Annotated in this window: 21 protein-coding genes, 1 pseudogene and 1 other annotated feature; of the genes and pseudogenes, 17 read left to right on the top strand and 5 right to left on the bottom strand. The window is 37.1% G+C overall.

The genetic code is table 11. The features are described 5' to 3' along the window. The first annotated feature begins 190 nt into the window (after positions 1–190). Positions 191–397, top strand: a binding site (T-box leader). Positions 398–453: 56 nt separating this feature from the next. From trpS to STRINF_RS02675, 3 genes are all read left to right on the top strand, one after another. After that, entirely contained in the window at positions 454–1476 is a 1023-nt protein-coding gene (trpS, locus tag STRINF_RS02685) for a tryptophan--tRNA ligase (RefSeq protein WP_006531479.1), read from the top strand. 223 nt (positions 1477–1699) lie between these two features. Next, positions 1700–3181, top strand: coding sequence for an IMP dehydrogenase (gene guaB / locus STRINF_RS02680; RefSeq protein ID WP_015695840.1), 1482 nt, complete (start codon positions 1700–1702; stop codon positions 3179–3181). A gap of 246 nt (positions 3182–3427) precedes the next feature. Then, a complete protein-coding gene (locus STRINF_RS02675) occupies positions 3428–4294 on the top strand; it encodes a GRP family sugar transporter (protein WP_006531477.1) in 867 nt (288 codons plus the stop codon). Between the two features lie 65 nt (positions 4295–4359). Here STRINF_RS02675 and recF read toward each other — a convergent pair whose 3' ends face one another. Further along, positions 4360–5454 carry a DNA replication/repair protein RecF gene (recF, locus tag STRINF_RS02670; RefSeq protein WP_006531476.1) on the bottom strand — a complete coding sequence of 365 codons (1095 nt, stop codon included), beginning with the start codon at positions 5452–5454 and terminating at the stop codon, positions 4360–4362. 2 nt (positions 5455–5456) lie between these two features. Further along, positions 5457–5840: a S4 domain-containing protein YaaA gene (gene yaaA, locus STRINF_RS02665; RefSeq protein ID WP_015695838.1), complete on the bottom strand. Its 384-nt coding sequence runs from the start codon at positions 5838–5840 to the stop codon at positions 5457–5459. Positions 5841–5926: 86 nt separating this feature from the next. On the opposite strand from yaaA, the gene yfmF reads away from it, so the two are divergent. From yfmF to STRINF_RS02620, 9 genes are all read left to right on the top strand, one after another. Further along, entirely contained in the window at positions 5927–7171 is a 1245-nt protein-coding gene (gene yfmF, locus STRINF_RS02660; protein ID WP_006531474.1) for an EF-P 5-aminopentanol modification-associated protein YfmF, read from the top strand. Continuing rightward, a complete protein-coding gene (gene yfmH / locus STRINF_RS02655; RefSeq protein ID WP_006531473.1) occupies positions 7172–8461 on the top strand; it encodes an EF-P 5-aminopentanol modification-associated protein YfmH in 1290 nt (429 codons plus the stop codon). A gap of 65 nt (positions 8462–8526) precedes the next feature. Then, positions 8527–9465, top strand: coding sequence for a helix-turn-helix domain-containing protein (locus STRINF_RS02650; protein ID WP_006531472.1), 939 nt, complete (start codon positions 8527–8529; stop codon positions 9463–9465). Between the two features lie 12 nt (positions 9466–9477). Continuing rightward, a complete protein-coding gene (pgsA, locus tag STRINF_RS02645) occupies positions 9478–10032 on the top strand; it encodes a CDP-diacylglycerol--glycerol-3-phosphate 3-phosphatidyltransferase (RefSeq protein ID WP_006531471.1) in 555 nt (184 codons plus the stop codon). Then, entirely contained in the window at positions 10029–10868 is an 840-nt protein-coding gene (locus STRINF_RS02640) for an energy-coupling factor ABC transporter ATP-binding protein (RefSeq protein ID WP_006531470.1), read from the top strand. The genes pgsA and STRINF_RS02640 overlap by 4 nt, the downstream gene beginning before the upstream one ends. Next, positions 10844–11686 carry an energy-coupling factor ABC transporter ATP-binding protein gene (locus tag STRINF_RS02635; protein WP_006531469.1) on the top strand — a complete coding sequence of 281 codons (843 nt, stop codon included), beginning with the start codon at positions 10844–10846 and terminating at the stop codon, positions 11684–11686. The genes STRINF_RS02640 and STRINF_RS02635 overlap by 25 nt, the downstream gene beginning before the upstream one ends. Next, positions 11679–12476, top strand: coding sequence for an energy-coupling factor transporter transmembrane component T family protein (locus STRINF_RS02630; RefSeq protein WP_006531468.1), 798 nt, complete (start codon positions 11679–11681; stop codon positions 12474–12476). Before STRINF_RS02635 ends, STRINF_RS02630 begins: the two co-directional genes overlap by 8 nt. A gap of 138 nt (positions 12477–12614) precedes the next feature. Continuing rightward, positions 12615–13205, top strand: coding sequence for an aggregation-promoting factor (gene apf / locus STRINF_RS02625; protein WP_006531467.1), 591 nt, complete (start codon positions 12615–12617; stop codon positions 13203–13205). 249 nt (positions 13206–13454) lie between these two features. Next, on the top strand, positions 13455–14123 hold the full coding sequence (locus STRINF_RS02620) for a transglycosylase SLT domain-containing protein (protein ID WP_043878301.1): 669 nt from the start codon (positions 13455–13457) through the stop codon (positions 14121–14123). 28 nt (positions 14124–14151) lie between these two features. Here STRINF_RS02620 and STRINF_RS02615 read toward each other — a convergent pair whose 3' ends face one another. From STRINF_RS02615 to sdaAB, 3 genes are all read right to left on the bottom strand, one after another. Next, on the bottom strand, positions 14152–14787 hold the full coding sequence (locus STRINF_RS02615; protein ID WP_006531465.1) for an HAD hydrolase-like protein: 636 nt from the start codon (positions 14785–14787) through the stop codon (positions 14152–14154). Between the two features lie 88 nt (positions 14788–14875). After that, positions 14876–15748 carry an L-serine ammonia-lyase, iron-sulfur-dependent, subunit alpha gene (sdaAA, locus tag STRINF_RS02610; protein WP_006531464.1) on the bottom strand — a complete coding sequence of 291 codons (873 nt, stop codon included), beginning with the start codon at positions 15746–15748 and terminating at the stop codon, positions 14876–14878. Between the two features lie 11 nt (positions 15749–15759). Further along, positions 15760–16431: an L-serine ammonia-lyase, iron-sulfur-dependent subunit beta gene (gene sdaAB, locus STRINF_RS02605; RefSeq protein WP_006531463.1), complete on the bottom strand. Its 672-nt coding sequence runs from the start codon at positions 16429–16431 to the stop codon at positions 15760–15762. 258 nt (positions 16432–16689) lie between these two features. Here sdaAB and mnmA point away from each other — a divergent pair, with 258 nt between their 5' ends. The 5 genes and pseudogenes from mnmA to rplI all read left to right on the top strand — a co-directional run bounded on the left by mnmA (position 16690) and on the right by rplI (position 23178). Further along, positions 16690–17811, top strand: a complete 1122-nt coding sequence (gene mnmA / locus STRINF_RS02600; protein WP_015695831.1) for a tRNA 2-thiouridine(34) synthase MnmA — start codon at positions 16690–16692, stop codon at positions 17809–17811. A 64-nt stretch (positions 17812–17875) separates the two neighbouring features. Continuing rightward, positions 17876–18514: pseudogene (locus tag STRINF_RS02595) on the top strand (RpiB/LacA/LacB family sugar-phosphate isomerase). Positions 18515–18735: 221 nt separating this feature from the next. Beyond that, positions 18736–20634, top strand: a complete 1899-nt coding sequence (gene mnmG / locus STRINF_RS02590) for a tRNA uridine-5-carboxymethylaminomethyl(34) synthesis enzyme MnmG (protein ID WP_006531460.1) — start codon at positions 18736–18738, stop codon at positions 20632–20634. Positions 20635–20749: 115 nt separating this feature from the next. Continuing rightward, a complete protein-coding gene (locus STRINF_RS02585; protein WP_006531458.1) occupies positions 20750–22729 on the top strand; it encodes a DHH family phosphoesterase in 1980 nt (659 codons plus the stop codon). After that, entirely contained in the window at positions 22726–23178 is a 453-nt protein-coding gene (gene rplI, locus STRINF_RS02580) for a 50S ribosomal protein L9 (RefSeq protein WP_006531457.1), read from the top strand. Before STRINF_RS02585 ends, rplI begins: the two co-directional genes overlap by 4 nt. Positions 23179–23191: the final 13 nt, after the last annotated feature.

Here is a 23191-nt window from a genome sequence, read left to right as displayed (position 1 = left end):
ATAATAAAACAAACGATTATATTATGGCAAAGAAGCAGCTTAACGTCAAGATTTTTGGGCAAAAGGAGTGTTTGGAAAATGCTGGTTTTAATCTTTCTAATTTAATTAAAATACAAAATGTATAATTATTCTTCGGGCATAAAGGAGCTCAAAATGCTGTACAAACTTGACAAATAACCCAGAATTTCATAAAATGAAGAAGATTCAGAAGAGTAATGTAAACGCGTACTTTTAGAGAGCTGATGGTGCTGTGAATCAGTAGTAAGCTTACATGAATGGGCTGATGGTAAAAGAGAATAATCTTTACATGAACCGTGTAAATTTTTATATAGTGGTAAGAGATGGTAGGCTAGTTCTATCAATTGAGGTGGTACCGCGTATTGACAACGCCCTCACGTAGTTTAACTACGTGGGGCTATTTTTTACTTTTGAAATTAATTTTGAGGTGATAATATGGCAAAACCAATTATTTTAACAGGTGACCGTCCAACAGGTAAATTGCACCTAGGACACTATGTTGGAAGTCTAAAAAATCGTGTTCTTCTACAAAATGAAGATAAGTATGATATGTTTGTCTTTTTGGCAGACCAACAAGCTTTGACAGATCACGCTAAAGAGTCTGAAATTATCAGAGAATCAGTTGGAAACGTTGCTTTGGACTACTTGTCAGTAGGACTTGATCCAGCTAAATCAACGATTTTCATTCAAAGTCAAATTTCTGAATTGGCTGAATTGACAATGTACTACATGAACCTTGTTTCATTGTCACGTCTAGAGCGTAATCCTACTGTTAAAACAGAAATTGCTCAAAAAGGATTTGGTAGCTCAATTCCAACAGGATTTTTGGTTTACCCAATTTCACAAGCTGCAGATATTACTGCTTTTAAAGCTAACTATGTGCCAGTCGGAAATGACCAAAAACCAATGATTGAACAAACACGCGAAATTGTACGTAGTTTCAATCACACTTACAAAACAGATGTTTTGGTTGAACCAGAAGGTATTTTCCCTAGAAACGAAGCAGCTGGTCGCTTGCCAGGGTTAGATGGTAACGCTAAAATGTCTAAATCTCTTGGAAATGGTATCTATCTATCAGATGATGCTGATACTGTTCGTAAAAAAGTAATGAGCATGTATACAGACCCTAATCACATCCGTGTTGAAGATCCAGGACAAATCGAAGGAAATATGGTTTTTCATTACCTTGACATCTTTGGACGTGAAGAAGATCAAGCAGATATCGCAGCTATGAAAGAACACTACCAACGTGGTGGTCTTGGTGATGTAAAAACAAAACGTTACCTTCTTGAAATTCTTGAACGTGAGCTAGCACCAATTCGTGAACGCCGTTTGGAATACGCTAAAGATATGGGCGAAGTTTTCAATATGCTTGAAAAAGGTAGTCAAGCTGCGCGTGAAGTTGCCGGTCAAACACTTGCTGAAGTTAAAGCAGCTATGGGAATCAACTACTTCTAAAATAAACAGAACTCTGAGGCGATGTCTTGGAGTTTTTTGGTAGATAACAACATTTGTTTTAAATGAGAATTGCAAAAATCATCAGTCTAATATAGGAAAGAATTTTTGGAAAAAATTGAATTTAATTTATTGACAAATGAATTTAGCGTGTTATTATAGTAACAATAAAAAATTAGCTAGGGTTAAAAATCCCCTACAAATATATAGAAAAGAGGGTTATTTAATGTCAAATTGGGACACTAAATTTTTGAAAAAAGGTTACACTTTTGATGACATACTACTCATTCCTGCTGAAAGTCATGTTCTTCCAAATGAAGTTAACATGCAAACAAAACTTGCAAAAAATTTGACATTGAACATTCCTATCGTGACAGCTGCTATGGATACTGTTACTGACAGTAAAATGGCTATTGCTATTGCACGTGCGGGTGGTCTTGGTGTTGTTCACAAAAATATGTCAATTCAAGAACAAGCAGAAGAAATCCGTAAAGTAAAACGTTCAGAAAATGGTGTTATTATTGATCCTTTCTTCTTAACACCTAAACATTCTGTCTCTGAAGCAGAAGAGTTGATGCAACGTTACCGCATTAGTGGTGTTCCGATTGTTGAAACCCTTGAAAATCGTAAATTGGTAGGGATTATCACAAACCGTGATATGCGTTTCATCTCAGATTACCATGCTCCAATTTCAGCACACATGACAAGTGAAAAATTGGTAACAGCTCCTGTTGGAACTGATTTGGAAACTGCAGAACGCATTCTTCACGAACACCGTATTGAAAAATTGCCTTTGGTTGATGAAGCTGGACGTTTGTCAGGTCTTATCACTATCAAAGATATTGAAAAAGTTATTGAATTCCCTAATGCCGCTAAGGATGAATTCGGTCGTCTTTTGGTTGCAGGTGCTGTCGGTGTTACTTCAGATACATTCGAGCGTGCTGAAGCCCTCTTTGAAGCAGGTGCAGATGCCATTGTTATCGATACTGCTCACGGTCACTCAGCTGGTGTTCTTAGTAAAATTGCTGAAATTCGTCAACACTTCCCAGAACGTACATTGATTGCTGGTAACGTAGCAACTGCAGAAGGTGCACGTGCCCTTTACGAAGCTGGTGTTGACGTTGTTAAAGTCGGAATTGGTCCTGGTTCAATCTGTACGACTCGTGTCGTTGCAGGTGTCGGTGTTCCTCAAATTACTGCTATTTATGACGCAGCAGCTGTTGCGCGTGAATATGGTAAAACAATTATCGCCGATGGTGGTATTAAATACTCAGGTGATATCGTTAAAGCTTTGGCAGCAGGTGGTAATGCTGTAATGCTTGGTTCTATGTTTGCTGGTACAGATGAAGCACCAGGTGAAACTGAAATCTACCAAGGTCGTAAATTTAAAACTTACCGTGGTATGGGATCAATTGCAGCTATGAAGAAAGGTTCAAGCGATCGTTACTTCCAAGGTTCTGTTAACGAAGCTAACAAACTTGTTCCAGAAGGAATTGAAGGTCGTGTAGCTTATAAAGGTGCTGTAGCCGATATCGTCTTCCAAATTCTTGGTGGTATTCGTGCTGGTATGGGTTATGTTGGTGCTGAAGATATCTCAGCTCTTCATGAAAAAGCTCAATTTGTTGAAATGTCAGGAGCTGGTTTGATTGAAAGTCACCCACACGATGTTCAAATTACAAATGAAGCGCCAAACTACTCAGTACACTAAGATAAACTGAGGTTAATCGTTAAATCTCTGATGAGTTTTCAAACTTATCAGAGATTTTTTTGTGTAGGCCTTTACAAAATAGTAGGTTTTATGATAGAATATGTAACTATGTTCGCAAAAAAAACATGAAATTTTCTTTTACTTTTCTGAAAAAGCGTTTTCATAAATAGCGAATGATTAATTATATATTTACAACAATGTAAATAACGTTTACTAATCTGTAAAACATATCGTAAAGGAGAAAAAATGCAGGGTATTTTATTTGCATTAATTCCCATGGTAGCATGGGGAAGTATCGGGTTTGTCAGCAACAAAATTGGAGGTAAACCAGATCAACAAACATTAGGAATGACTTTAGGGGCACTTTTATTTGCTTTTGTTGTATGGTTGTTTGTTCAACCAGAAATGTCAGTAACACTTTGGGTTGTCGGAATCATCGGTGGTATGCTTTGGTCTATGGGACAAAACGGCCAATTCCGTGCAATGCAATACATGGGTGTTTCAGTAGGTAACCCATTGTCAAGTGGAGCACAACTTGTATTTGGTAGCTTGATTGGTGCCATTGTATTTGGTGAATGGAGCAAACCAGTTCAATACACACTTGGTATTATTGCTTTGCTTCTTTTGGTTATCGGATTCTATTTCACAAGTAAACGAGATGCTGAAAAAGTTGAAACTAGCGAACTTACTGACTTTGGTAAAGGTTTCCGTGCTTTGACTTACTCAACAGTTGGTTACCTTTCTTACACTATTCTATTTAACAACATCATGAAATTCGATGCTTTAGCTGTTATCTTCCCAATGGCTGTAGGTATGGTTTTAGGTGCTGTAATGTTTATGAAATTTAACGTTAAATTTGAAACAGTTGTTATCAAAAATGCTATCGTTGGTTTGATGTGGGGTGTTGGTAACATCTTCATGCTTCTTGCTGCTGCTAAAGCAGGTCTTGCTATTGCCTTTAGTTTCTCACAACTTGGTGTTATCATTTCTATTATGGGTGGTATCCTCTTCTTGGGTGAAACTAAAACACGTAAAGAAATGCGTTGGTTGGTAATTGGTATTGCATGCTTTGTTCTTGGAGCTGTATTACTAGGAATTGTTAAATCTTACTAATTATCATTGACAACATTGTCAATTCAGTTGTAAACACACAAAAAAGCTGGCTTAGGCCAGCTTTTTTAGTTTTCTTCAATAGTTCCTTGATTAACAGTGAAAATTTTCAACTCTTCTGGAAGTTTTGAAAGGTGTTCAAGACTTGTCGTTGTGATAAAGGTTTGAACATTTTCAGCAATAATCATTTTTAACAATTCTGTTTGTCGGTAGTTATCTAGTTCACTCATGACATCATCGAGAAGTAGAATTGGAAAATCACCAGTAACATTCTTAATGAGTTCAATTTCAGCCATTTTAAGAGATAAAATCAAACTTCGGTGTTGTCCTTGGCTACCAAAATTGGCAGGCATATCGTTGATGAAAAATTCTAAATCATCACGATGAGGTCCAGCGCCAGTATTTTTTTTGAAGATATCACGTTTGCGATTCTTTTCCAATGTTTTTAAGAAGTATTCTTTGATTTCGCTTTTTTCTTGGAATGGCACAGATGATAGATAGCGAATTTTAAAATGTTCTAGGCCATTAGAGATGGCATAGTGATAGCGGTCGGCTGCTTTTTCGAGATTAGAGACGAAATCTAAGCGATGTTCCATGACGCGGCTACCAAAATCAGCTAATTGCTCATCAAGGACTGCTAAAAAGTCGATGTCAACTTTTTCAGCGGTTTTTAGGTAAGTGTTACGTTGTTTAAGAACATGATTGTAATTAGACAAATCAGAGAGGTAGACCGGCTTGATTTGCCCTAAATCAATGTCAATAAACTTGCGACGGAGACTAGGTGCTCCTTTGATAAGTTGTAAATCCTCAGGTGCAAATAAGACGACTGTCATCACTCCGATATAGTCAGATAATTTCGCTTGTTTGAGGTGATTAACTTTAGTGACTCGTCCTTTACTTGATAGATTGATTTCCAAAGGAACTGTCCCACTTGAGCGTTGCAGAATACCTGAGACGCGGAGTTCTTTTTCTTGAAAGTGAATCAGCTCTTTATCGGAACGTGTGCGGTGGCTACGTGTTAAAGATAAGAAATAAATAGCTTCTAAGAAATTTGTTTTTCCTTGAGCATTTTTCCCGATAAAGACATTTAGCCTGGGAGAAAATTCAAGCTCATTGGTTAAATAATTGCGATAATTTTTTAAGGCTATTTTTTGAATCCACATGCTTAAGTTCCTGGGAAGCGAACGGGTTTACGTTCTTTAGTTGGCTTCGCTTGTTTTTTCGCTTGATTTTGTTTCTTATCTTTTTTATTTTTAGCGTTTAATTCTTTAACGATAGCAGCAACACGAGCTTTTTCAGCTAAGGCTTCAAGATGTTCTTTCTTTTCTTCGTCTGTTGGTGCGATAATATCGATAGTGATACCATCTTCTGGAATGCTTACAACATCACCGAGACGAATTTTTTTACCGCGACGTTTTTCGCCTTCGCCGTTGAAGAGAACGGTTGTTTCTGCTAAATAGGCTTTAATAGCTCCACCGCTTTGGATAATACCTAGTTCTTTTAATAAAGCTTGTAAGGTAATATAGTCATCAAATAATTTGTATTCCATCGTTTTCTCCATTTTATAATTCAAGTAATTATAACATAAACGTGGTATAATTTTAGCTAATAAAGTGTTTTAGTAAGGAATTTGTAATGAAAATAGTTGATGGTGTTGAGTTACATCTAATCAAAAATGAGAAATTCAAAATGAACCACATTACCTTTCGGTTTTCAGGAGAGTTCAGCCAAAAAACGGTAGCCAGACGTGTTTTGGTGGCGCAGATTTTAGCAACAGCTAATGAGAAATACCCGACTGCACAGCGTTTTAGAGAGCGTTTGGCAAGCCTTTATGGAGCGACTTTGTCAACCAAGGTATCAACTAAGGGATTGGTTCATATTGTTGATATTGAACTAACTTTCATGAAGAATCAGTATGTGATGACTACAGAGAATCTCTTGGAAGAAGTGATTGAATTTTTATATCAAGTTCTTTTCTCACCGCTTGTAACAGTTGAGCAATATCAGTCTAAATTATTTGAGCTTGAGCAAGCGAACTTAATTAATTATTTAAAAGCTGATAAGGATGATAGTTTTTATAGTAGTGAGCTAGGTCTTAAAAAACTTTTCTTTACGAACCCAGCTTTTCAAACATCAAAATATGGGACAGCTGAATTAGCAGTTGCTGAAAATTCTTACACGGCTTTTCAAGAGTTTCAGAAAATGCTTCGTGAGGATCGCTTGGACATCTTTTTATTGGGAGAGTTTGATGACTATCGCATGTTACAATTGTTCAATCGATTTCCTTTTGAAGACCGTCAAAAAGATTTAGTATTTGACTACCAACAAGAATTTAGCAACATTGTTCAAGAAAAATTAGAAGTCAGAGAAGTTAATCAGTCTGTTTTGCAGTTAGGTTATTCTTTCCCAACTAGATATGGTGACAAGGATTACTTTACACTTCTTGTCTTTAATGGTTTGTTTGGAGGCTTTGCTCATTCTCGTTTATTTACAGAGGTTCGTGAGAAAGAAGGACTTGCTTATACTATCGGAAGTCATTTTGATATCTTTACAGGTTTACTGAATGTTTACGCTGGTATTGACAAGAAGAATCGCAATCGAGCGATGCAATTAATTAACAAACAATTTTCAACGATTAAGGTAGGTCGCTTTTCAGAAGCCCTTCTTAAACAAACGAAGAAAATGTTACAAGTCAATTTAAGATTGGCAGGAGACTCTCCAAAAGTATTAATCGAGCGTAGTTACAACGGTCAATATTTGAAGAATCATTACAGCGTTGACGATATGATTGACAACATTGACAAGGTTAGTAAAGCTGATGTGATGCAACTAACTAGAAAGATTAAACTGCAAGCACTGTATTTTTTGGAGGGAAAGTAAGTGACAAAATTAGTTGAAAAAGTTTTCCCTGAAATTGGTGAAACTTTGTATACTGCTGTACTGGAAAATGGATTGAAAGTTTTTTTGATTCCTAAGACTGATTTTCAAGAGTCTTGTGGGATGTTGGTTGTTAATTTTGGCTCCCTTGACAATAAGTTTACACTAGATAAAAGTGAAAAATGCTATGAGAAGGGGATTGCTCATTTTCTAGAACATAAGTTGTTTGAATTGGAAGATGGTCAAGATGTTTCAGAGCTATTTACAAATGCCGGTGCCAACAGTAATGCCTTTACAACCTTTGACAAAACATGTTTTTATTTTTCAACGGTAGATCATTTAAATGAAAACTTAGACTTGTTGCAGCATTTTGTGGCAGATACTGCCTTTACAGATGAGTCAATTGAGCGAGAAAAATCGATTATCGGTCAAGAGATTGACATGTATCAAGATGATGCGGATTATCGACTTTATCAAGGAATTCTTGAAAATTTATATCCTAAAACGGCTCTTGCTCAAGATATTGCTGGAACTCAAGAAAGTATTGCCAATATTTCAGTAGCGAACTTGAAAGAAAATCATGATGTCTTTTATTCTCCACAGGAGATGACACTCTTAGTTGTTGGCAATTTTGATAAGGATGATATCTTTAAGCAAATTCAAGAAAGTCAAAAAGGAAAAAATAAGACAGCTCATCATCTTGAGCGTCAAGAATTGGCTTACGAATCTGTTGTGCCGAAGGCATCGGTTCAAATGGAAGTGACACAACCTAAACTAGCTATTGGCTTAAGAGGCTCTGCTTTATCAGAAGGAGAATCTACCTTGCGTCAAGAATTAGCCTTGAGATTATTTTTTGCGATGATTTTGGGTTGGACTTCAAGACGTTATCAAGAACTTTATGAGAGTGGTCAGATTGATGACTCATTTGATTTTGAGATTGAAGTTTATCAAAATTTCCAATTCTTGATTATTTCTCTAGATACTTCAGTACCGATTGCTATGGCAACGAATCTGCGACAATATTTAAGTAAAGTAGCAATGTCTAGTGATTTGGAAGATTTGTCAGAAGAGCATTTTGAAATTGTTAAAAAAGAATTGTATGGAGACTTTTTCAAGAGTCTAGATTCAATTGATAACCTTTCAGCGCAATTTATCAATCATCTTGCTGATGAGGAAACTTATTTATCGGTGCCTAAACTACTAAAGACTTTAAGTTTTGAAGAAGTTCTTAAAAGAGGAAATGATTTCTTAATTCAATCAGACGCGACAGAATTCACAATCCTTCCAAAATAAAATCGAAATACTTATTAAAATTTGCTATAATAAATTTGATTATATTTTATTAAAGGAAACCTTGTATGAGAGAAGAAACGATTGGTGAAATCTTAAGAAAAGGTCGAGTTGCCAAAAACTTGACACTAGAAGATGTTGAAGAAAAAACAGCAATTCCTTCACCACATCTTTTAGCATTAGAGTTAGAAAAATTTAAATTAATTCCTAAAGATGAAGTTGAAACTTATCTTCAACAATATGCGGAATTGGTAGATGTAGATGCAGCAGAACTATTAAAGCGCTATCGAGCACAAATATTTGCATCAAGTATTGAAACAGCACCAGTGGTTGCTGAGGATGAGCAAATTACAATCGTACCGAGTCATAAAAAAGTAGCTAAAACAGCTCCAGTTTCAGTTTCTAAACCTAAACCTGAACAAACAGATGATTTTGGTGTTGGTTCACGTTCAAGTCGTTATAAAAGTTCAGAAAAAACAGCAACTTATCTTCCGATTATTCTGCTTTGCTTAGTTGCTTTAGGAATTTTAGCTTTTGTTTCATTTGTCACTTGGACACAGCTTCAAAGTGATAGCAATCAAGTAAAACCAAGCTACTCTGTTGTTCATAGTTCATCATCAAGTAGCTCATCAACTCCAGAAAGTTCATCAACCAGTGAATCTTCTTCATCTGAAGAAAAATCATTGAAGATGGAAACTGAAGGAGGCGGAAGCAATTTAACGGTTAATCTATCAAATGTTACAGATAGTTTGACAGTTGACATCAGCTTAGCTGGTGCTGATAGCAGTTGGGTTTCTGTAAGTAATTCAGAAGCTGGTGACGCAGGAACACTTCTTTCTTCAACAGGAGTTTCAAGTTATTCAGCAACCCTTCCTGCAGGTACAAAAACATCTGTGATTACACTAGGAGTCACTGCAGGTGTTAACGTTTCAATCAATGGTCAAGCGGTAGATACATCAGCTTTGACAAGTACAACATTAAGTTACATTACAATTAATATTCAATAATAAGGTAGGAAAATGAAAATCAATTTTACAAAAAAAGAAAACATCCCTAATTTGTTAACATTAGGTCGCATTGTTTTGATTCCAGTATTTATCTTGATTCTTTGTATCTGGAATAGCGTAGCTGGACATGCTGTTGCAGCAGTTGTTTTTGCGCTAGCAAGTATTACAGACTACTTAGATGGATACCTTGCAAGAAAATGGCAAGTTGTTACAAACTTTGGTAAATTTGCTGATCCATTGGCTGATAAAATGTTAGTGATGACAGCGTTTATTATGTTAGTTGAATTGGGAATGGTTCCTGCGTGGATTGCTGCGATTATTATTTGTCGTGAGTTAGCAGTAACTGGTCTTCGTTTACTACTTGTTGAAAATGGTGGAACAGTTTTAGCAGCTGCTATGCCTGGTAAAATCAAAACTTTTACTCAAATGTTTTCAATTATTTTCTTACTTTTGCATTTTTCAATGATTGGAACACTTTTGCTTTATGTCGCTTTGATTTTCACAATTTACTCAGGATATGATTATTTCAAAGGGGCAAGATTCCTCTTTAAGGACACATTTAAATGACAAATAGTATTGACGTCAAACATTTAAAATTCAAATATACTGATCATCAAGAACATTACACCTTAGATGATTTATCGTTTCACGTGAAACAGGGAGAATGGTTGTCCATTATTGGCCATAATGGTTCAGGAAAATCAACCACAGTTCGCTTAATTGATGGGCTTTTAGCAGCTGAATCAGGTCAAATCTTTGTTGAGGGAGAACTCTTAACTGAAGAAAACGTGTGGAACATTCGTCATAAAATTGGAATGGTTTTTCAAAATCCAGATAACCAATTTGTTGGTGCGACAGTTGAAGACGATGTCGCATTTGGGTTAGAAAACAAGGGAATTCCATTAGAAGAGATGCAAGCACGTGTCAAAGAAGCCCTTGAATTAGTTGGCATGTCAGCTTTTGCTGATCGTGAACCAGCTCGTTTGTCAGGTGGACAAAAACAACGTGTGGCTATTGCAGGTGCTATTGCTATGCATCCTAATATTATTATTTTGGATGAAGCGACTAGTATGCTTGATCCAGAAGGACGCTTAGAATTAATTCAAACAATCAAAGAGATTCGTGATCAATATAATATGACCGTTGTGTCTATCACTCATGATTTGGATGAGGTTGTGCTTAGTGATCGTGTCTTAGTCATGAAAAAAGGAAAAGTTGAGTCAAGTTCAACTCCACGCGAACTTTTTGCAAGAGGAGAAGAATTATTGACTTTGGGATTGGATATTCCTTTTTCAGCCAATCTTATCTCTACTTTAAAAGACAGAGGGTTTGAATTTACAGAGAATTATCTTACGGAAAAGGAATTAGAAGATCAGTTATGGGAATTACTCTTGAAGGCGTAAATTATACATATCAAGCGGGGACACCTTTTGAAGGGCGTGCCCTTTTTGACATTAATCTTACTATAAAAGAAGGCTCATATACAGCCTTTATCGGCCACACTGGGTCAGGTAAGTCAACAATCATGCAACTTTTGAATGGTCTTAACGTCCCTACAGAAGGGGCTGTTATTGTTGATGATATTAAGATTACGGCAAACTCAAAAAATAAGGAAATAAAACCCGTCCGTAAAAAGGTTGGACTGGTCTTTCAATTTCCTGAAAGTCAGCTTTTTGAGGAAACAGTTCTTAAGGATGTGGCATTTGGACCACAAAATTTTGGTGTTTCTATAGAAGAAGCTGAACAGTTAGCGCGTGAAAAACTTGCCATGGTAGGAATTCATGAAGAATTTTTTGAAAAGAATCCTTTTGAGCTATCTGGTGGTCAAATGCGTCGTGTGGCTATTGCTGGGATTCTAGCCATGGAACCAGAGGTTTTGGTTCTAGATGAACCGACAGCTGGCCTAGACCCTAAAGGACGCCGTGAATTGATGACTTTATTTAAAGAACTGCATCAAAATGGCATGACAATTGTTTTAGTAACTCATTTAATGGATGATGTTGCCAATTATGCTGATTATGTTAATGTTCTTGAAGGTGGTAAATTGGTTCGCTCAGGTTATCCTAAAGAAGTCTTCCAAGATGTCGCATTTCTTGAAAGTAAACAACTTGGTGTTCCTAAAATTACGAAATTCGCTCAGCAACTTGTCAAACGCGGCTTACATTTAGATGCTTTACCAATTACTATAGAAGAATTTGCAGAGGTGGTGAAACATGGATAAATTAATACTTGGTCGTTATGTACCTGGAGATTCCTTAATTCATCGTCTAGACCCTCGTAGTAAACTTCTTTCAATGATTTTATACATTATCATTGTTTTTTGGGCCAATAACCTTGTGACCAATCTATTGATGATTGCTTTTACTTTAGGAGTTGTCTTCTTATCGAAGATAAAACTTAGCTTCTTCTTAAAGGGAGTTCGTCCGATGATTGGAATTATTTTATTCACGACCTTATTTCAAATGTTCTTTACACACGGTGGTGAGACCTATTTCCAATTTGGTATTTTGAAAATTACTAGCTACGGGTTTAATCAAGCAATATTAATTTTCATGCGTTTTGTTTTGATTATCTTCTTTTCAACGCTATTAACCTTGACGACAACGCCTTTAAGCCTTGCTGATGCTGTGGAGTCATTGTTGAAACCATTTGTTCGTTTTAAGATTCCTGCTCACGAAATCGGCTTAATGCTGTCTTTGAGTTTACGTTTTGTCCCAACATTGATGGATGATACGACACGTATTATGAAAGCTCAGCGAGCGCGTGGGGTTGATTTTGGTGAAGGAAATCTCATTCAAAAGGTTAAATCAATCATTCCAATCCTTATTCCGCTCTTTGCTTCAAGCTTTAAACGTGCGGATGCTTTGGCTCTTGCCATGGAAGCACGTGGCTATCAAGGTGGAGATGGGCGTACAAAATACCGAATTTTACAATGGAAAATCAAAGATTCAGTGACCATTTTGCTTGTCATAATTTTAGGAATTCTCTTATTTTATCTTAAAGAAAGCTAAAACGTCTAATCTGTAGGCGTTTTCTTTATATTATAAGAATCTAATTGTAATATTTTTAATATAACTCTAAAGCCAGAGTAACATTAAGTCTGTATTATATAGTCTGTACTAATTTTTGAAACAAAAAAGGAGCATATAATGCAAACAAATATTTTTAAAACTAAATCGAAATCTATTAAACTTGGTCTTGCCGGTGTAGCAGCAGCAGCAGCACTTATTGCCCCAGCAGTTGCTAACGCTGATTCATACACAGTAAAATCAGGTGATACACTTTCTAAAATTGCTGTAACTTACAACACTACAGTTGAAAAATTGGCTTCAACTAACCAAATCGCTAACGTTGACTTCATCACTGTAGGTCAAATCTTGGAACTAGATTCAGAAGCTACTGCGCCAGCAGCAACTACAACTGAAACTGCAGCTGTAGAAGCAGCACCAGCTCCAGCAACAGTGGCAGCAGCACCAGCTGAAACAACAACTACTTCTTACTCATCAAACTTGGGTACTTCAGACGCTCAAGCTAAAGAAATCATTGCTCAACGCGAATCAAGCGGTAGCTACACAGCTCAAAACGGTCAATACTATGGTCGTTACCAATTGACAATGTCATACCTAAATGGTGACTTGTCAGCTGAAAACCAAGAACGCGTTGCCGATTCATACGTAGCAGGACGTTACGGTTCATGGTCAGCAGCCCTCGCATTCTGGAATGCCAACGGTTGGTACTAAGATAAGAGACTTTTCTTAGAGTTAATATTATTTACTATTTAGCGAATTACCAGTATTAGATAGATAAGCTTGAAGAATTTATCTTCAAGCTTTTTTATGTCTACAAAAGCTTGAATTTTAGCGTTTTCATAGTAAAAACGAGGTTAATTTCAATATCTCTGTAATATTTTTAACATATTTTCAATCTGCGAGTAATAAATAAATTATATGATAGGAAACAGGAGTTCTAGAGAGGTATATTTATTTAACATGTATAGTAGGATTACTAAAGCAAAACATAGAAAAATTAGAAATATTATTGTCAGCATCCTTGGAGCTATTTTAGTTGTAGCGATGGTTGTTGTCCTTATTCCAAAAATAGAAGCATTCGCAGAAACTATTACAACTCGTTCAGAGGCAGGAGCTGCGAAAGCTGTGTCAACAAGTTCTGAAAGCTCTGAAGTGTCATCAACAAGTATCAGTTCAACTACAGCAGAATCAGAAGAGTCTAGCAGTAGCTCATCAGAAGAAACTGAAGAAGTTGAGGCATCTTCTACCGAAGAGGTTCAAGAATCAGAATCAAGTTATGCTGAGGTTGCTCCAGCTAATGATAATACAACGACTGTAGCTGCAGCAACTACACCATCTTCAACGACATCCCAAACGGCACCATCAGTAGCTTCAAATGGTAATACAGCAGGTGCTGTTGGTTCAGATGCTGCTGCCCAAATGGCTGCTGCAACAGGTGTTCCACAATCAACTTGGGAAGTTATCATTGCACGTGAATCTAATGGAGATCCAACGGTTGCCAATGCTTCAGGAGCATCTGGTTTATTCCAGACTATGCCAGGTTGGGGATCAACTGCAACAGTTCAAGATCAAATTGCAACAGCAATTAAAGTTTACAATACTCAAGGACTGTCAGCTTGGGGATACTAATTTAATAGAAGAAAAAGCACTAATCATCCTATAAAGATGATAGTGCTTTTTTAATATCGTATGGATGGTGACAGATACTTTCTGCTCCATGTTCTTGTAAACTTTCTAAGCTACCAAATCCCCAGGTTACCCCAAGTCTTCGAACTCCTGTTTTTTGTCCACCAATCATATCAAACTTTGTATCGCCGATGATAACAGCTTCATGCGCTTGAATGCCTTGTTCCGTTAGACAGGCCTTAATTACATCAGCTTTGTGGAAGTGCTCGGGAGTAGACCCATAGACTTTTTTAAAGTGTGAAATAATACCAAGCTCTGTTAACATCAAGTTAGCCATAGGTTGGTGCTTACTTGTGGTAACAAATAGTGAGTAATTTAAATCATTTAATTCTTGTAGAGCTTCTGCGATACCAGTGTAAAGAGAGACTTGGTGGACTCCTTTTTCACCATAGTAATCTCTAAAGGTTTTGATAGCATGATTAACCTCGTCAGCTTGCTCAAAATAATGACCGAAAGTGACTTCTAGAGGTGGTCCGATAAATGTTGACAATTGTTTGTCAGTTTGTAAAGGTAGTTGTAACTTTTCAAAGGCATAATTAAATGCTGCTTTAATACCAGAACTTGAATTTACTAGTGTTCCATCAAGGTCAAACAAGATAGATTTCATGTTTACTCTCCTGTAAATTTTGTCAACAATGATTGATAAATACGTCAATTAGCAAGGAACCAAACAAATAGTATTCGAATACTATCGTCTATTCACCAAAGATTTTAGCTTGTAAGCGACGACCAGTAGGTGTGGCTGCTAAACCACCTTCAGCAGTCTCTCGAAAGGCTGTTGGTAAACTAGATCCTACTTGGTACATGGCATCAACAACTTCATCAACTGGAATTTGTGATTTAATGCCAGCCAGTGCCATATCAGCGGCAACTAAGGCAAAACTAGATCCAAGTGCGTTACGTTTGACACAAGGAACCTCGACAAGACCAGCGACAGGGTCACAGATCAAACCTAGCATATTTTTGATGACGAAGGCCACAGCTTGACTAGCTTGGTATGCAGAGCCTCCAGCAGCTTTAACAAGAGCTGCTGCGCTCATGGCTGAAGCAGACCCGACTTCGGCTTGACAGCCCCCTTCAGCACCGGAAATAGAAGCGTTATTTCCGATAACCAGTCCAAAGGCACCAGCAGTGAATAAGAACTCTAACTGCTCTTCTTCAGAGAGGTTTAATTTATCAATAGCCGTTGTTAAGACAGCAGGTAAGCATCCAGCAGAGCCTGCTGTTGGAGTTGCACAGACAAGCCCCATTTTGGCGTTTAGTTCGTTGACAGCAATTGCGTTTCGGACAGCTGTTAAAATGGTTGTATCAGACAAGGTTTTACCTGATTTTAAGTAGGCATCCATCTTGACAGCGTCTCCGCCTGTCAGTCCACTAATTGATTTACTAGGAGTGAGTCCATCAGTAACAGAATTTTTCATGACTTGAAGATTTTTCTTCATGATATGAAAAATTTCATCACGGCTACGTCCGTTCAATTCTGTTTCTGTGGAAATCATTAGCTCAGCAATATTGCCGTTAAAGTCTTTATCGGCTTGTTCAACTAATTCTTTAATAGAATAAAACATTCTTTTCCTTTCTAGTCAAAGAAATTGACATTGTGTAGGTGCGGAATGTGCTGGATTTGTTCCACAGCTTTATGACAATCACGTGAGTCAACTTCGATAATCATAATGGCTTTTTCCCCAGCGCGTTCGCGGGTCACATTCATTTGAGCAATGTTGATATTGTGTTCAGAAAGAATATCTGTTACTTTAGCAATCATACCAGGAATATCTTGGTGAACGATAATAAGAGTAGGGGTATTCATTTTAAGAGAAACAGAGAAGCCATTGAGTTCAGTAACTTCAATATTTCCTCCACCAATTGATACACCTGTGATACTCATGCTTTTATCCCCTTTTTCAACGGTAATCTTAGCAGTATTTGGGTGAGGGGCATTACTGTCCTTTAAAATATCCCAATAAATGCGTACCCCTTTTTGGTAAGCGTTTTCTAATGAATTTTTAATATCTGGATTGTCAGTATCCATTCCTAGGATACCAGCAACGAGTGCTTTATCAGTTCCGTGTCCACGGTAAGTTTTAGCAAATGAATTATATAAATGAAATGTTACGGAATCAGGAATTTCTCCGAAAATAGAGTTAACAATTTTTCCAATACGAACAGCACCAGCAGTGTGGCTGCTTGATGGGCCAATCATAACAGGTCCGATAATATCAAAGACGGATTGGAATTTTAGATTTTTCATATCTACTCCTTCTAGAATCTATGCTTACTTATTATAACAAAGGAAAGGAAATGGGTAAACGATAATAAATCATTTACTTTCATAGAAAATGAGAAAAAGATTTAAAAATAAGTCTAAATGCCTTACATAACTGGAAATTCATGTTATAATAGTCTTCGCGTGGATTTCTGCGCTCAAAATCGACCTTCAAATCGATTTTTGAAAAACAGGGCCCTTCAAGCCTATGTTCGAAAAAAATATCTTGATGGGAGGATTATCATGACAGATAATTCAAAAACACGTGTTGTTGTTGGTATGAGTGGAGGCGTTGATTCGTCTGTAACTGCTCTTCTTTTGAAAGAACAAGGTTACGACGTTATTGGTGTTTTCATGAAAAACTGGGATGACACAGATGAATTCGGTGTGTGTACAGCAACCGAAGATTACAAAGACGTAGCAGCTGTTGCTGACCAAATCGGCATTCCGTATTATTCTGTTAACTTTGAAAAAGAGTACTGGGATCGTGTCTTCGAATACTTCCTTGCGGAATACCGTGCAGGACGTACGCCAAATCCAGATGTAATGTGTAATAAGGAAATCAAATTTAAAGCCTTCCTTGACTACGCTATGACACTTGGTGCTGATTATGTGGCAACTGGGCACTACGCACAAGTCTCTCGCGATGAAGATGGTACAGTCCACATGCTTCGTGGTGCAGATAATAACAAAGACCAAACTTATTTCTTGAGTCAATTGTCACAAGAACAATTGGAAAAAGTAATGTTCCCACTTGGTCACTTGAAAAAACCAGAAGTACGTAAAATTGCTGAACGCGCGGGACTTGTAACAGCTAAGAAAAAAGATTCAACAGGAATTTGCTTTATTGGCGAAAAGAACTTTAAACAATTCCTTAGTCAATATTTACCAGCTCAAAAAGGTCGCATGATGACTGTTGATGGCCGTGATATGGGTGAACACGCTGGTTTGATGTATTACACAATCGGTCAACGTGGAGGTCTTGGTATCGGTGGTCAACAAGGTGGCGACAATGCTCCTTGGTTTGTTGTCGGAAAAGACCTTTCAAAAAATATTCTTTACGTTGGTCAAGGTTTCTACCATGAGTCACTAATGTCAACTAGCCTTGATGCTTCAAGTATTCACTTTACACGTGATATGCCTGAAGAATTTACAATGGAAGTTACTGCAAAATTCCGTTATCGCCAACCTGATTCAAAAGTTACTGTTCATGTTAAAGGTGACAAAGCAGAAGTTATCTTTGATGAACCACAACGTGCTATCACACCAGGTCAAGCTGTTGTATTCTACGATGGTGAAGAATGCCTAGGTGGCGGAATCATCGATATGGCTTATAAAAATGGCGTTGCTTGCCAATATATCTAGTTGACAAAGGTGTAAAGATAAGTTGACAGGTTTACTTTTGGGAATGATGCTAGGAGATTATCTTATGAGAGTGGGAGTTATTCAAGCGAGTACAAGGTCAGATATAAATGACCTCTTGTTTCAATCAGTGCAGAAAGCTGTAAAGTGACTACACGAAGTTGTTAACTTTGGAATGTTCCCAAATAAAGCAGCAAACTTTTCATATGTTGAAGTGGCTGTTATGGTAAGCTTGTTGATTGAAACACAAAGTCTAGATTTTGTGGTGACTGGTTGTTCATCTGGTCAAGGGATGATGCTTGCTTGTAATAGTTTACCTGGCTTGTGTTGTGGCTTTATTCAAACACCACAAGATGCTTATCTTTTTGGTCGTATTAATAATGGCAATGTTGTTTCTTTGCCATTAGGCTTAAATTTTGGGTGGTCAGGTGAGCTAAATTTACAGTACACTCTAGATAAGTTATTTGAAGATGAGTTCGGTTGTGGATATCCAAAAGAAGAAGCTAAACGTAAACGGCAAGACGCTGACAACTTGGTTAAGTTAGCGACTATCACCAAACGCTCTTTTAGTGATATCCTAGATCAACTCGATCAAAACCTTCTCCGAAAAATCTTATGTCGAGAAAGTTTTTATAACTATCTTATGACTAATGGGAAAAATCAACTATTGCTCGAAAAATTATCGGCGATTAAATTGACAATTTAACTTAATTTGATACAATAATCATAACAATAATCATGATGGTCAAAGCTCATGAGAATTGTGCGTTTTTGTCGCACAGTTTTCGAGGGTTTTGATCGTTTTTTTGTTTTACTAATCGTATTTTATATTTGGAAAGGAATGCTTTGAGTAGCTTAGCTAATCTTTTGATTATTTTAATTTGATAAAAAGAATGGCAAAGGTTTACTTGATATTGTAATTGAATCATGACACATGAATTTGCTGAAAATTATGATGTAATTGTTGTTGGTGCTGGGCATGCTGGTGTAGAAGCTAGTTTAGCTGCAGCTCGTATGGGTTGTAAAACAATGCTCGCAACAATCAATTTGGAAATGTTATCCTTTATGCCATGTAACCCTGCTATCGGAGGTTCTGCCAAAGGTATCGTCGTTCGTGAAATCGATGCTCTTGGTGGAGAAATGGGTAAGAACATTGACAAGACTTACATCCAAATGAAAATGCTTAATACTGGTAAAGGTCCTGCTGTACGTGCTCTTCGTGCACAAGCTGATAAGGCGCTTTACTCTCGTACAATGAAGCATACTGTTGAACAGCAAGAGAATTTGACATTACGTCAGTCAATGATTGAAGAAGTTTTAGTTGAAGATGGAAAAGTTGTTGGTGTTCGCACAGCTACTAATCAAAAATTTTCAGCTAAAGCTGTCGTTATCACAACTGGTACAGCTCTTCGTGGAGAAATCATTTTAGGAGAACTCAAATATTCATCTGGTCCTAATAACAGCTTGGCTTCTATCGGACTTGCTGATAACTTAAAAGAACTTGGTCTTGAAATTGGTCGATTCAAAACAGGAACACCACCACGCGTTAAAGCAAGTTCTATCAATTATGACGAAACAGAAATTCAACCAGGTGATGAAAAACCAAATCATTTCTCATTCATGTCAAATGATGAAGATTATCTCAAAGATCAAATTCCTTGCTGGTTGACATATACTAACCAAACAAGCCACGATATTATCAATAAAAACCTTTATCGTGCCCCAATGTTCTCAGGTATTGTTAAAGGTGTCGGTCCTCGTTATTGCCCATCTATCGAAGATAAAATTGTTCGTTTTGCAGATAAAGAACGTCACCAACTTTTCCTAGAACCAGAAGGACGTGAAACTGAAGAAGTGTACATTCAAGGATTGTCAACAAGTCTTCCTGAGGATGTTCAAAAAGAATTGGTTCACTCAATTAAAGGGCTTGAAAATGCTGAAATGATGCGTACAGGTTATGCGATTGAGTATGATATCGTTTTGCCACACCAATTGCGTGCAACACTTGAAACTAAGAAAATTTCTGGACTTTTTACCGCAGGTCAAACTAATGGTACTTCAGGTTATGAAGAAGCTGCAGGACAAGGGATTGTTGCTGGTATCAATGCCGCTCTTAAAGTTCAAGGTAAACCAGAAATGATTCTAAAACGTAGTGATGCTTACATTGGTGTTATGATTGATGACTTGGTAACAAAAGGAACTTTGGAACCTTATCGTTTGTTGACAAGTCGTGCAGAATATCGTTTGATTTTGCGTCATGATAATGCTGATATGCGTTTGACTGAAATTGGTCACCGTGTTGGTTTGGTTGATGAAGAACGCTATGAACGTTACTTGAACCGTAAACGTCAATTTGACAAGGAGTTGACAAGACTGTCAAGTCTTAAAATCAAGCCTATCAAGGAAACTAATGCACGTATTGAAGCACTTGGTTTCAAACCATTGACAGACGCCTTGACAGCTAAAGAATTCATGCGTCGTCCAGAAATCAATTATGAAATTGCAACAAGTTTTGTCGGTCCTGCGGAAGAAAAACTGGATAGCAAAGTAGTTGAACTTTTGGAAACTGAAATCAAATACGAAGGTTACATCAACAAAGCACTTGATCAAGTGGCTAAAATGAAACGCATGGAAGAAAAACGCATCCCTGCTAATATTGACTGGGATGATATCGATTCTATTGCGACAGAAGCTCGTCAAAAATTCAAGAAAATTAATCCTGAAACTATCGGACAAGCAAGCCGTATTTCAGGGGTTAACCCAGCTGATATTTCTATCTTGATGGTTTACTTGGAAGGTAAACAAAACCACCATCGTAACCAATAAGATTAAGTATCATTAAAACAAGAAAGCAACCCTTATTAACTGGGGTTGCTTTTCTGCTTTCCTACTATAAATTAAGCCTATTTTATGGTATAATTATAAGCTAAGAGGTTAACCAATGAAAAGATTTCGATTTGCAACTATCCACTTAGTCATGATTGGCCTTATTTTATTTGGCATCTTGGCTATCTGTGTCAAACTTTTTCAGACGGAGTCAGCTATTTTAGCTGCAATCTTTTTAGCGCTTTCTTTACTTGTAGCTTTGCTTTACTACCAAAAAGAAAATTACGAGTTATCGGAACTTGAACAAATTGAATTATTAAACAACCAAACAGAAGTTGGTTTAAAACACTTGTTGGAACAAATGCCAGTAGGGGTTGTTCAGTTTGATCAAGAAACAAATGAGGTAGAATGGTTCAATCCATACGCAGAGCTCATTTTCACTAGTGAAGAAGGAGAGTTTGAGGATGATGTCATTCGTAGAATTATTGGGGCTAAGCGAGAAGGGGACGCCACTCAGACATTTGAGTTAAATGGCAATAAGTACTCATCTTACATCGATTCTTCAACTGGGATTTTCTATTTCTTTGATACATCTATGGGAAATCGTCAGTTGGGGGATGCGGCCTTTTTACGTCCAGTTATTGGGATTATTTCCATCGACAACTATGATGATGTGACAGATGATTTATCAGACGCTGAGATTTCACAAATCAATAGCTTCATCGCCAACTTTATTTCGAATTTTACAAAGTCAAAAAATATTTTTTATCGTCGTGTCAACATGGACCGTTTCTACTTTTTTACAGATTATGCTGTGTTGAGTAGTTTGATTGACGATAAATTTGATGTTTTGGAAGCTTTTCGAAAACAAGCTAAAGAAGAACATAATTTGCCATTAACGCTTAGTATGGGTATTTCTTATGGTGATGACAATCACCAACAAATTGGACAAGTAGCTTTGCAGAATTTGAATACAGCACTTGTTCGTGGTGGTGATCAGGTTGTTATTTGTGAAAACGACGAGCATAAGAAACCATTATATTTTGGTGGTGGCTCAGTATCTACCGTCAAGCGTACACGTACGCGTACACGTGCCATGATGACAGCTATCTCAGACCATATCAAAGGTGTTGACCGTGTCTTTGTGGTTGGTCACCGTAATATTGATATGGATGCTCTTGGTTCAGCTGTAGGGATGCAATTTTTCGCAAGTAATATCAACAAAGAATCTTATGTTGTATACAATCCAGATGAGATGAGTCCTGATATTACGCGTGCTGTTAAAAGATTGCAAGAAGATGCTAAGACACGACTTATTACTATTAAGCAGGCGATGTCAATGATGACAGAACGCTCATTGTTAATTATGGTCGATCATTCTAAGATTGATTTGACCTTATCGCAAAAGCTTTACAATAAGTTTACAGATGTGATTGTTGTAGACCATCATCGTCGTGATGAGAACTTCCCAGAAAATGCTGTTCTCACTTTCATTGAAAGTGGAGCAAGCAGTGCTAGTGAGTTAGTTACAGAATTGATTCAATTCCAGAATGCTAAGAAGCGTTTGAGTAAAATTCAAGCGAGTGTCTTGATGGCAGGTATTATGCTTGATACAAAGAATTTCTCAGCAAGCGTTACAAGTCGAACATTTGATGTTGCAAGTTATCTTCGAGCTCACGGAAGTGATAGTATTGAAATTCAAAATATTTCTCAAACGGATTTTGAGGAATATCGATTGGTTAATGAATTAATCCTTAGAGGCCGAAAAATTTACGATAACATTATCATTGCTAGCGGGCGTGATGGTGTCAATTATAGTAAAGTGGTTGCTAGTAAGGCGGCTGATACCATGCTATCTTTAGCTGGTATTGAGGCGACATTTGTTTTGGTGCAAGTTGCTCCAAATAAAGTTGCTATTTCAGCGCGTAGTCGTAGTAAGATTAATGTTCAGCGCATGATGGAAGAACTCGGTGGTGGTGGTCACTTTACCCTAGCTGCATGTCAGTTGGAAAATATGTCAGTGAGCCAAGCAGAGAGTGCTTTACTTGATGTGATTGAAAATGATTTAAGAGAAAATATGGAGGCAGAGAGATGAAAGTAATTTTTCTAGCAGATGTTAAAGGAAAAGGTAAAAAAGGCGAAATCAAAGAAGTTCCAACAGGATATGCTCAAAACTTTTTGATTAAGAAAAATCTTGCAAAAGAAGCTACTAACCAAGCGATTGGTGAACTAAAAGGTAAACAAAAATCAGAAGAAAAAGCTCAAGCTGAAGTCTTGGCTGAAGCTAAAGCTCTTAAAGCTGAGCTTGAAAAAGAAGAAACTGTTGTTAAGTTTACTGAAAAAGTTGGACCTGATGGACGTACATTTGGTTCAATTACTGCTAAGAAAATTGTTGAAGAATTATCAAAACAATTTGGTCTAAAAATCAACAAACGCGCGATTAATTTGGATCATCCAATTCGTGCAATTGGTTCTGTTGAAGTACCTGTGAAATTACATAAAGAAGTTACTGCTGAAATCAAATTAAATATTAAAGAAGCATAATAATATTTGAGCT

Origin of the sequence: Streptococcus infantarius subsp. infantarius ATCC BAA-102, from assembly GCF_000154985.1 — a bacterium.
Classification (GTDB): domain Bacteria; phylum Bacillota; class Bacilli; order Lactobacillales; family Streptococcaceae; genus Streptococcus; species Streptococcus infantarius.
Note: the sequence above shows the minus strand (reverse complement) of the source record. Positions and strands in the feature narration are given on the sequence as shown.

Excerpts from the sequence above, each read along its gene's own strand:
- trpS (WP_006531479.1), top strand. The coding sequence starts at position 454 with ATGGCAAAACCAATTATTTTAACAGGTGACCGTCCAACAGGTAAATTG.
- guaB (WP_015695840.1), top strand. The coding sequence starts at position 1,700 with ATGTCAAATTGGGACACTAAATTTTTGAAAAAAGGTTACACTTTTGAT.
- STRINF_RS02675 (WP_006531477.1), top strand. The coding sequence starts at position 3,428 with ATGCAGGGTATTTTATTTGCATTAATTCCCATGGTAGCATGGGGAAGT.
- recF (WP_006531476.1), bottom strand. The coding sequence starts at position 5,454 with ATGTGGATTCAAAAAATAGCCTTAAAAAATTATCGCAATTATTTAACC.
- yaaA (WP_015695838.1), bottom strand. The coding sequence starts at position 5,840 with ATGGAATACAAATTATTTGATGACTATATTACCTTACAAGCTTTATTA.
- yfmF (WP_006531474.1), top strand. The coding sequence starts at position 5,927 with ATGAAAATAGTTGATGGTGTTGAGTTACATCTAATCAAAAATGAGAAA.
- STRINF_RS02650 (WP_006531472.1), top strand. The coding sequence starts at position 8,527 with ATGAGAGAAGAAACGATTGGTGAAATCTTAAGAAAAGGTCGAGTTGCC.
- pgsA (WP_006531471.1), top strand. The coding sequence starts at position 9,478 with ATGAAAATCAATTTTACAAAAAAAGAAAACATCCCTAATTTGTTAACA.
- STRINF_RS02640 (WP_006531470.1), top strand. The coding sequence starts at position 10,029 with ATGACAAATAGTATTGACGTCAAACATTTAAAATTCAAATATACTGAT.
- STRINF_RS02635 (WP_006531469.1), top strand. The coding sequence starts at position 10,844 with ATGGGAATTACTCTTGAAGGCGTAAATTATACATATCAAGCGGGGACA.
- STRINF_RS02630 (WP_006531468.1), top strand. The coding sequence starts at position 11,679 with ATGGATAAATTAATACTTGGTCGTTATGTACCTGGAGATTCCTTAATT.
- apf (WP_006531467.1), top strand. The coding sequence starts at position 12,615 with ATGCAAACAAATATTTTTAAAACTAAATCGAAATCTATTAAACTTGGT.
- STRINF_RS02620 (WP_043878301.1), top strand. The coding sequence starts at position 13,455 with ATGTATAGTAGGATTACTAAAGCAAAACATAGAAAAATTAGAAATATT.
- STRINF_RS02615 (WP_006531465.1), bottom strand. The coding sequence starts at position 14,787 with ATGAAATCTATCTTGTTTGACCTTGATGGAACACTAGTAAATTCAAGT.
- sdaAA (WP_006531464.1), bottom strand. The coding sequence starts at position 15,748 with ATGTTTTATTCTATTAAAGAATTAGTTGAACAAGCCGATAAAGACTTT.
- sdaAB (WP_006531463.1), bottom strand. The coding sequence starts at position 16,431 with ATGAAAAATCTAAAATTCCAATCCGTCTTTGATATTATCGGACCTGTT.
- mnmA (WP_015695831.1), top strand. The coding sequence starts at position 16,690 with ATGACAGATAATTCAAAAACACGTGTTGTTGTTGGTATGAGTGGAGGC.
- mnmG (WP_006531460.1), top strand. The coding sequence starts at position 18,736 with ATGACACATGAATTTGCTGAAAATTATGATGTAATTGTTGTTGGTGCT.
- STRINF_RS02585 (WP_006531458.1), top strand. The coding sequence starts at position 20,750 with ATGAAAAGATTTCGATTTGCAACTATCCACTTAGTCATGATTGGCCTT.
- rplI (WP_006531457.1), top strand. The coding sequence starts at position 22,726 with ATGAAAGTAATTTTTCTAGCAGATGTTAAAGGAAAAGGTAAAAAAGGC.